Raw genomic sequence first — 7207 nt, 5'->3', positions numbered from 1 at the left:
GTTTCCGCTGCCCAGCACCCGTTCGTAAAAGCCGATAACCATGACATGCACCGGAGTGGCGGTGGTTACGTTTGCTCGAAATCACGATGTTCGCCGCCACCCGGTGATGTCGAACGTTATCCGACTGACAGCTTCCCTCCTCCAGATTTTTTCTCGAAATGAAAAACCCACTACTGATACTTGCGTCCATCATGTTTTGCATGAGCCCAGTGACTGGAGATGAGGTTTCGGCGACAAAACGATCGGACTCACATCCAGCCGGCAAATGGTACGGAGCGTACGTCTCTGTAACGGAGGCATCCGACCTGTACTCCGCAATTTTGCGTGTCGATGATCGGGTCGCAGATTCGTCAATCTTCAAACTAAAGTTTGTCTCAAAATTCCCACCAGCAAAGAATCGGGTCGGACAAGATGCAGTTATTGGTGGTGTCCTGATTGAAGGCAACAAAATCTATATTCCAATAGCGAATGCAAGACGAGAACCTGATGGTATCACGCTTTCCGGCCTAATTCAGCGCTACACTCGCGTCAAAATTAACGGCCACACGGCTCTTCTCTCCGACGAAGCGATGGAAAGTTTCGCCGCCGGCAAGCGTCTTGATGGTTACGGTGTGTTGATTCAACGCAATGAACATGTCAATATTGCGAGGATGTTTGATTCGCACCCCCCAGATCATCCCTCCATTAGCCTTCTCTATGATGGTCGATGATGAAACTGGCGGTACGCCTCGCATCGCATAATCGCGGATAACCATCGCATGCACCGGAGCCGGGCTTGCGACCGTTTTCAAATGAAACATCAACCGTCCCGGCCCGGTGATGCGTACCGTTCGCCGAACAAACTTCCACACTAGAATCAATGGCAATCTCAAAGAAGCGTCAACAAGAAATCATCGACCTTGCCACTCCTGGTGTGCCGCCTGGGACACCCGAAGAGTTGTGGAACGATGATGCTGCATTGACACCGTTGATACGTGCCGCCGACCGAAAGAGAAACTCTTGGCTTGCCTCACAAACTAACCCCAAAGAACTTCACCTTTTTGCACAGAATTGGCATTGGGATGGTGGTGGTGGCAAACCCCTGCAGAAATTGATTGCTAATTCGCATTGCGACGCCGGAACCATGCTTCACATTTTCTGGTATGGCTGTGCTGAAGACTACTATTTCCAATACAACACGGTGAAGGAAATTGACTGGGAACACGACCGCGAAATATTTCGTCTGCTGCGACAAATCGAAAGAAAGATCGTCAGTGCTGACTACGCGACCGCCAACATTTATTTCGACCCTACGCCGTTTGTCTCCATGCGTGACGGGCGTGATGAATTCGCGCGACAAATTCCCGAATTGATGTATCGCCCGATTGGACGAAAGCCACGCAAAAAGTAGGTTGCGGCGAACCATGCGATGCAACGGAGCCGGGCTTGCACGGTTTTGCAAATGGAAAGTCAGCTCTCCCGGCCCGCTGATCGCGGACGTTATCCGACTGAAATCCGAACCAACTTCCCTCTTTGAAAGCCGTCAAATGTCGACTGACAATCAAAACCCGTATGAATCAACATCTGAGACCGCAACGTCGAAAAACACGAAGCCCGTCAAGGATAAGCCTGTCCCACTAGCAAAGAAATACGAACGTCAAATGTCCATCGCGATCATGGTCGTGGGTGGATTCTTCATGCTTTTTTCTCTGCAATACATTGGCTCGAATGGTGCAGAACTGCTCTACACCGGGGGCGGCGGCCTGGTGTTCTTTCTGTACGGACTTGCCGTATTTGCTTGGAACGCTCACAAAGCAAAAGCTACTGCGACGTCCACCGATAGCTAGTCAATTCCACGATCGAACTCGGCGGATAACCATGCCGTGCACCGGAGCGGCGTCAGCGCGTTTTCTGATGGTTAGTTTTACTCTCGCCGCCCGGTGACGGCTGCCGTTATCCGGCTGAAATGACTCGAATGACAACCCTGCACCGAAGTGCTTCGCAATGAGGCTGATCGCTTCTGGTTTTACGCTAATCGCAATTCCAATTTGGTTCTTTGCCTTGATCGCCATCATCTCATCACAAACCGATGACGTGAACAACGCTGCGATCCAAGCCTACTTTGTGATTGCGATGTTGTTGGCGTTTCCCACTGCGCTGATTGCCGGTTTTGTTGCCGGGCCATTCGCGACTTGGCTATGCGAACCACGCCCATGGTTCTCCGTCATCTTATCGCTATCCCTCCTTGGATTTGCCTGCTCACTCGAATTTATCGCTCGCTGGTTCTTTTCCCTGCTTCCGCAATCTGCTGGGTGGATGCTCCTTCCGTACACCACGTTTGCTATCGTTGGGCCACCGCTATTTCTTGGATCGACGGTTTTCGCGATCCTTAAGTGCCGGAACCCAATTCCCGTCTCAATTAGCGGATAACCATGGGATGCACCGGAGTGGGGCTAGCGGCTTTTTCCTGATGGTTACCTTTTCCGTCCCCACCCGGTGATCCCGACCGTTATCCGAACTGAGAACCGCGACTTCTTCGATCAATGCTAACTACCGTCAGTGAATGGACCGAGTTTTTCGGTCGTTACCGTAAGCGTTCTTCTGAGTTGCTAGAACGCGAAGAGATTGAAGTGTTCGACAGCACTTGGTTGGCGATTCGCCCAGCTTCAGAGGCTGCTGTCGATGCAACCCAAGACCGTCTTGGTGTTCACTTCCCGCCTGACCTCTTTTCGTTCTATCTGACTTGCAACGGATGGCCTGCGGATAGCTGGTACAATCCGGCTATCAACTGCCTCGCCGACTTGGACTGGCTCGAGAAACAAAATCCCGGTTTACACAAACTCGTTTCTGATGCGGCTACTGCCCAATGGCCAGGCCGGCAGGATGATGATCCCGATTTAGTGGCGTACCGGCTTGAGCAGGGTACTCAGGTGATGCGGACGATCGCGATCACGTTTGACCACGATGACCAACCCACTGTATTGCTTGACCCGGAAAGTGATTGGCGACTGGGGTCGTGGCTCCACTCGCACCCAGCAATGCTCTGGACTGATGGCGGATTCTCGGAATACATGATTGACCGATACGAAAATCTAATTCTACTTGACACTTGATTCACCAAATTAAGGATAACCATGGGATGCACCGGAGTGGGACTTGCGGCCGTTTCCTGATGGTTACCTTTTCCCTTCCCACCCGGTGATCCCGGTCGTTATCCCACTGGGCGCGTGAAGTTGCGCGGTCTTCATGCTCGGTCAAGGGTGCGCGTGATCTCATGTCCGAAACTGGTGCGCTGCCCCTGCGTTCGATGATTGGTGCGCTCGACCCAATGCTCGATGATTGGTGCGCTCCCTCAATGCTCGTTGATTGTTGCGCTCGACTCACCCGGAACTTGGGTCCCCGAAACTTGCTTGACTGGCCTCACTTTGATACGATCATACATGACCGATCGTCACCCAAGTGGACGAAGTACGCGCTGGCGGCGTCCCGCCGTTGTTTTCCCCTCGCGGGGTTCATGCTGGCGACGTTCCGTCGTTGCTTTCCGCTCGCGCGGCCCATGCTCGATGGCGGTCCACGTCGTAACACATAATCGGGGATAACCATGCGATGCACCGGAGCCGGGCTTGCGAGCGGGTTTGTCTGCTTGCAAGACAACACTCCCGGCCCGGTGATCGCGGACGTTATCCGACTGAAGAAATGCGATCCCCGAAACCACGTTCCGCATTCACGCTAAACGAGCTTCTTGCATTTCTCGCTTGGGTCACGATCTTCATGGTCGTCGTTGGCCGATACGGGGCGATGGGCTTCCTTTGGTTCGCTGCTTTCAACATTGTCTTCTTCATCTGCGTTCACTATCTCTATCGCTATTCCATCGAAAACATTGCTGAACTCGACCAAATCGTGTGCCGGGAATGCGGCGAGAACGGCCTGTCCTTCACTGGACGCAAGGATGGTGATTTCTGGGTGTGTCAATGCGGCGCTCGCTACACCCTGCGTGGGCCGACGCTATACTGGGTGCGATCCGAGACTGATCGACTTCCGGTTTCTCGATGGGCTTGGTTCGGCAATGGCCGCTGGATCGACCTGGATTCACAAGACGGCGGATAACCAAGACATGCACCGGAGTGGCGGTGGTTGCCGTTTTTGTCTGCTTGCAAGCGTTTCGCCGCCACCCGGTGATGTTAACCGTTATCCGACTGAAATCGACGCCATGATTCGCCCTGCTTCCGAAGGTGACGTCCACCGCATCGCCGAATCGCTCGTTCGTTTGCAGAACATTCACGCCGACGCGTACCCTTCCATCTATCGCCGCTTCAACCACGCTGATGCTGTTACGCACCTCCAGACATCGCTCTCAAATCCAGACATAACAATCCGCGTTGCTTGCGACGACACTGAAGTTATCGGACACTACATACTCGCAACTGAATCTACCCCGGAAACTATGTTCAAGCATTCTCAACGCTTTGGGCATCTCCACCAAATCGAGGTTGATCCACGGTTTCGCAGGCGTGGTACTGCGAAAATCTTGCTTAACGACGTGATCTCAATTTCTGGTAAACTGGGACTACATCGCGTGATTCTCGATGTTTGGGCGTTCAACACTGCCGCTCGCGGTCTCTTTGATTCGGTTGGATTCACCTTGTTCGGATCGAAACTTGTTTACGATGTCAAGCTTTTGCAAAACGGCGGATAACCAAGACATGCACCGGAGTGGCGGTGGTTGCATCTTTCGTCTGCTTGCACGTCTTTCGCCGCCACCCGGTGATGTCAACCGTTCGCCAGAATATATTCACAAACCTAGATTTGAAATGGAGACTTCAATGAACCGGACAGCCATATTCACCCTATTGACGATGCTTATTGGTGTTCCGTCGATCTTGGTCGCGGACGAACCAGAGCAAAGCAAAGTCGAGACACCAGCGTTCGACGTAACACCACTTTCGCGCAACACTCCGTTTGTTACGGCAGCTCACGTTTCAGTTGCGGTGTCCGATATGTCTTTGCCGACATTCGTAGCTGGAGTCGAGTTACTATTGGAACGCGACAAAGAACTAGCACGAGAACTCGTCGCTGCAGTCGATCGTGAGAATCGCCCCCATCAGACTGCGGGTATACCACATGCTGGACCACGAATTCTCCTGACTTTGGAATCAAACATGTCGATCACCGACTTTGAGCAGGTAATTCAGTTTGCTCTTGCCGACGATGCCCGACTTGCGCACGCGCTGATTGGCGCACAATCTGGCAAAAAGTAGGTTGGCGAACCATCGGTTGCAACGGAGCGGCGGTGGTCGCCGTTCTTGCAATGGCCAATTCGTTCGCCGCCGCCCGCTGAACCGTACCGTTATCGCACTGAACTGGAACACACGATTGTTTTGAACGAACGTTTGCTTCGGTCACGCGGATTTGTTTTTTGCTGCGAACCGTAACTTAACTGCTCGCCGCTTGATTGACTGGAATGCAATTCCTCCGACACAATTGATTCACTTTGGTCACGTTGATCGTCGCGAAAACAACATTTCGTCCTCGGGGCAATCTGTCACCGACGTGTCCGAAGGCTGCACGAACAAATGATCTGGCCGCACAAAAACAACCGTCACTGCAACCCAATCCGTCGCCAACACAACACATACATTTGCGCCGCGATCGTGTGATTACGCGAGCCAAGACGGTACGACATCGGTTCGGCGATTCGCTTGATGCGCGGTCAGCAGCGCGGTAAGATGCGCTCATCGGTGACCGCACGTTGGAGGTCACGTTTTCGCCGCTGCAAATTTGGCGATAACCACGCCATGCACACGGAGCACGGCTTGCGAGGTTTTACAAATGGATGCCAAACTCTCCGTGCCCGGTGATGGCAACCGTTACCCCACTGAATTTTGTGTCGATACTCAATGCCTGACGTCACCATTACTTTGACGGACGACGAAGCACTGGTGCTGTTCGAGTTTCTTGCGCGATTTACTGACACTGACTTGCTTGGGACGGAAGACCAAGCCGAACAACGGGCGCTTTGGAACCTGCATTGCTTGCTTGAACGGCAGATCGTTGCGTCGTTCGCGCCGAACTACCGCGAACTTCTCGTGGCCGCACGGGATGCCCTCCGCGATGATGGCGGGACCGATGCGCAAACGGAGTCATCTCGCGGCCGACTTGCATTTTGGCTTGATCCCGCAGACGTTGCCTTCATTGTCGATCAATGGCGAAAAATGCCTAATGATCTGGCTGACGATGACCGGAAACGCTGGGCAGACATTGCGTTTCGCGGCATGTCCGCATTGAAGAAGGCGGGAATCAACTATACTGCAAAACCCACGACGACCTGCTACCACGAGGTCCAACGACCCGACGATTCGGATGGTTCGGTCACTCTAACGTCATGGTCATCGTAGGGGTAACCATGTCGTGAACCGGAGCGACCGACGGCGCGTTTACAAATGGAAAGTCAATCGCGGTCGCCCGGTTACGACCGCCGTTATCCGACTGGGAACTCAACGATCCATGACATACCTCAACACACTATCCCTGTTTCTGTCGCTTGTCGTCCTCGGTTCCGGGCTCCCGGCTGAAGCAGGCGAAGACGCCGAGCACACGCGAACGATCGACGTCCCGGCCACGTATCCCGGTAACTGGCTCCAACCACAACCGCCAGTACCTAATCTGACTTCGGCGTTTTCGATATCTCACGACAAAGAAGATGGCACGATTGCGATCAAAAACGCTACACCGTCCATCTCGACAGCTGGTGATCTACACCGCCCCGAAAGCGTGACTGCGTTTGCTGATCTCGGAGATCGGTCGATTCTGCTTGCTTTTCCGCCAGACTCGAAACTCTACAAGACCTTTTCGAGAAACGCTGTGATGACTCACGGCGATGCGAGGCTGCCTCGTTTCGATGTCGTTGGTAACCTCCGGTACGCAGCACCGATTGTGAATGGCAAACCACAGTGGTTGAACCCCGTACCGGTGCTTGATGTGAAGACGGTTCGCTTCTTTCTTGTGTCCCCGGGCACGCCCTGAAACTTGTACAGAACGGATCTCCAGGAACACCACCCACTTCCCACCCGTGAGCGGGGCAAATTGCGTTAAGATGGGAAGCTTGCGGCAGCGGGCGAATGTTCCTCCACTGCCACCCCGAAGCGCAGCGTTGTAAGTCTGATAACCATCCGATGCACCCGAGTCGCCGAATCGGGCGTTTTGACAATGGAAGATCTCTCGCGGCGAC

The 7207-nt window shown here is 53.5% G+C and carries 10 protein-coding genes; 9 read left to right on the top strand and 1 reads right to left on the bottom strand.

From position 1 onward, the window contains the following. Positions 1 to 158: 158 nt before the first annotated feature. From Poly51_RS28575 to Poly51_RS28565, 3 genes are all read left to right on the top strand, one after another. On the top strand, positions 159 to 710 hold the full coding sequence (locus tag Poly51_RS28575) for a hypothetical protein (protein ID WP_146462379.1): 552 nt from the start codon (positions 159 to 161) through the stop codon (positions 708 to 710). Positions 711 to 859: 149 nt separating this feature from the next. Continuing rightward, positions 860 to 1390 (top strand): DUF4274 domain-containing protein, encoded by a 531-nt coding sequence (locus tag Poly51_RS28570; protein ID WP_146462378.1) that lies wholly within the window; start codon positions 860 to 862, stop codon positions 1388 to 1390. Positions 1391 to 1526: 136 nt separating this feature from the next. After that, a complete protein-coding gene (locus tag Poly51_RS28565) occupies positions 1527 to 1826 on the top strand; it encodes a hypothetical protein (RefSeq protein WP_146462377.1) in 300 nt (99 codons plus the stop codon). Here Poly51_RS28565 and Poly51_RS28560 read toward each other — a convergent pair whose 3' ends face one another. Beyond that, entirely contained in the window at positions 1827 to 2081 is a 255-nt protein-coding gene (locus tag Poly51_RS28560; RefSeq protein ID WP_146462376.1) for a hypothetical protein, read from the bottom strand. It lies immediately after the preceding gene. Positions 2082 to 2522: 441 nt separating this feature from the next. Between Poly51_RS28560 and Poly51_RS28555 the strand changes: the two genes are divergently transcribed. From Poly51_RS28555 to Poly51_RS30820, 6 genes are all read left to right on the top strand, one after another. After that, on the top strand, positions 2523 to 3092 hold the full coding sequence (locus tag Poly51_RS28555; protein WP_146462375.1) for an SMI1/KNR4 family protein: 570 nt from the start codon (positions 2523 to 2525) through the stop codon (positions 3090 to 3092). 583 nt (positions 3093 to 3675) lie between these two features. Then, positions 3676 to 4086 carry a hypothetical protein gene (locus Poly51_RS28550; RefSeq protein WP_146462374.1) on the top strand — a complete coding sequence of 137 codons (411 nt, stop codon included), beginning with the start codon at positions 3676 to 3678 and terminating at the stop codon, positions 4084 to 4086. Further along, positions 4046 to 4675, top strand: a complete 630-nt coding sequence (locus Poly51_RS28545; RefSeq protein ID WP_315853692.1) for a GNAT family N-acetyltransferase — start codon at positions 4046 to 4048, stop codon at positions 4673 to 4675. Before Poly51_RS28550 ends, Poly51_RS28545 begins: the two co-directional genes overlap by 41 nt. Further along, positions 4647 to 5237, top strand: a complete 591-nt coding sequence (locus Poly51_RS28540; protein ID WP_146462372.1) for a hypothetical protein — start codon at positions 4647 to 4649, stop codon at positions 5235 to 5237. Before Poly51_RS28545 ends, Poly51_RS28540 begins: the two co-directional genes overlap by 29 nt. 639 nt (positions 5238 to 5876) lie before the next feature. Next, positions 5877 to 6374 carry a hypothetical protein gene (locus tag Poly51_RS30825; protein ID WP_186775887.1) on the top strand — a complete coding sequence of 166 codons (498 nt, stop codon included), beginning with the start codon at positions 5877 to 5879 and terminating at the stop codon, positions 6372 to 6374. Positions 6375 to 6483: 109 nt separating this feature from the next. Continuing rightward, positions 6484 to 7002 carry a hypothetical protein gene (locus tag Poly51_RS30820; protein ID WP_186775886.1) on the top strand — a complete coding sequence of 173 codons (519 nt, stop codon included), beginning with the start codon at positions 6484 to 6486 and terminating at the stop codon, positions 7000 to 7002. The last annotated feature ends 205 nt before the right edge of the window (positions 7003 to 7207 follow it).

The sequence above is a fragment of the Rubripirellula tenax genome (genome assembly GCF_007860125.1).
Taxonomy (GTDB): domain Bacteria; phylum Planctomycetota; class Planctomycetia; order Pirellulales; family Pirellulaceae; genus Rubripirellula; species Rubripirellula tenax.
This window is presented reverse-complemented; position numbering and strand designations above follow the sequence as displayed.

Bases quoted from the DNA above. Each gene is read 5' to 3' on its own strand.
- Poly51_RS28575 (WP_146462379.1), top strand. From the start codon at position 159: ATGAAAAACCCACTACTGATACTTGCGTCCATCATGTTTTGCATGAGC.
- Poly51_RS28570 (WP_146462378.1), top strand. From the start codon at position 860: ATGGCAATCTCAAAGAAGCGTCAACAAGAAATCATCGACCTTGCCACT.
- Poly51_RS28565 (WP_146462377.1), top strand. From the start codon at position 1,527: ATGTCGACTGACAATCAAAACCCGTATGAATCAACATCTGAGACCGCA.
- Poly51_RS28555 (WP_146462375.1), top strand. From the start codon at position 2,523: ATGCTAACTACCGTCAGTGAATGGACCGAGTTTTTCGGTCGTTACCGT.
- Poly51_RS28550 (WP_146462374.1), top strand. From the start codon at position 3,676: ATGCGATCCCCGAAACCACGTTCCGCATTCACGCTAAACGAGCTTCTT.
- Poly51_RS28545 (WP_315853692.1), top strand. From the start codon at position 4,046: ATGGCCGCTGGATCGACCTGGATTCACAAGACGGCGGATAACCAAGAC.
- Poly51_RS28540 (WP_146462372.1), top strand. From the start codon at position 4,647: ATGTCAAGCTTTTGCAAAACGGCGGATAACCAAGACATGCACCGGAGT.
- Poly51_RS30825 (WP_186775887.1), top strand. From the start codon at position 5,877: ATGCCTGACGTCACCATTACTTTGACGGACGACGAAGCACTGGTGCTG.
- Poly51_RS30820 (WP_186775886.1), top strand. From the start codon at position 6,484: ATGACATACCTCAACACACTATCCCTGTTTCTGTCGCTTGTCGTCCTC.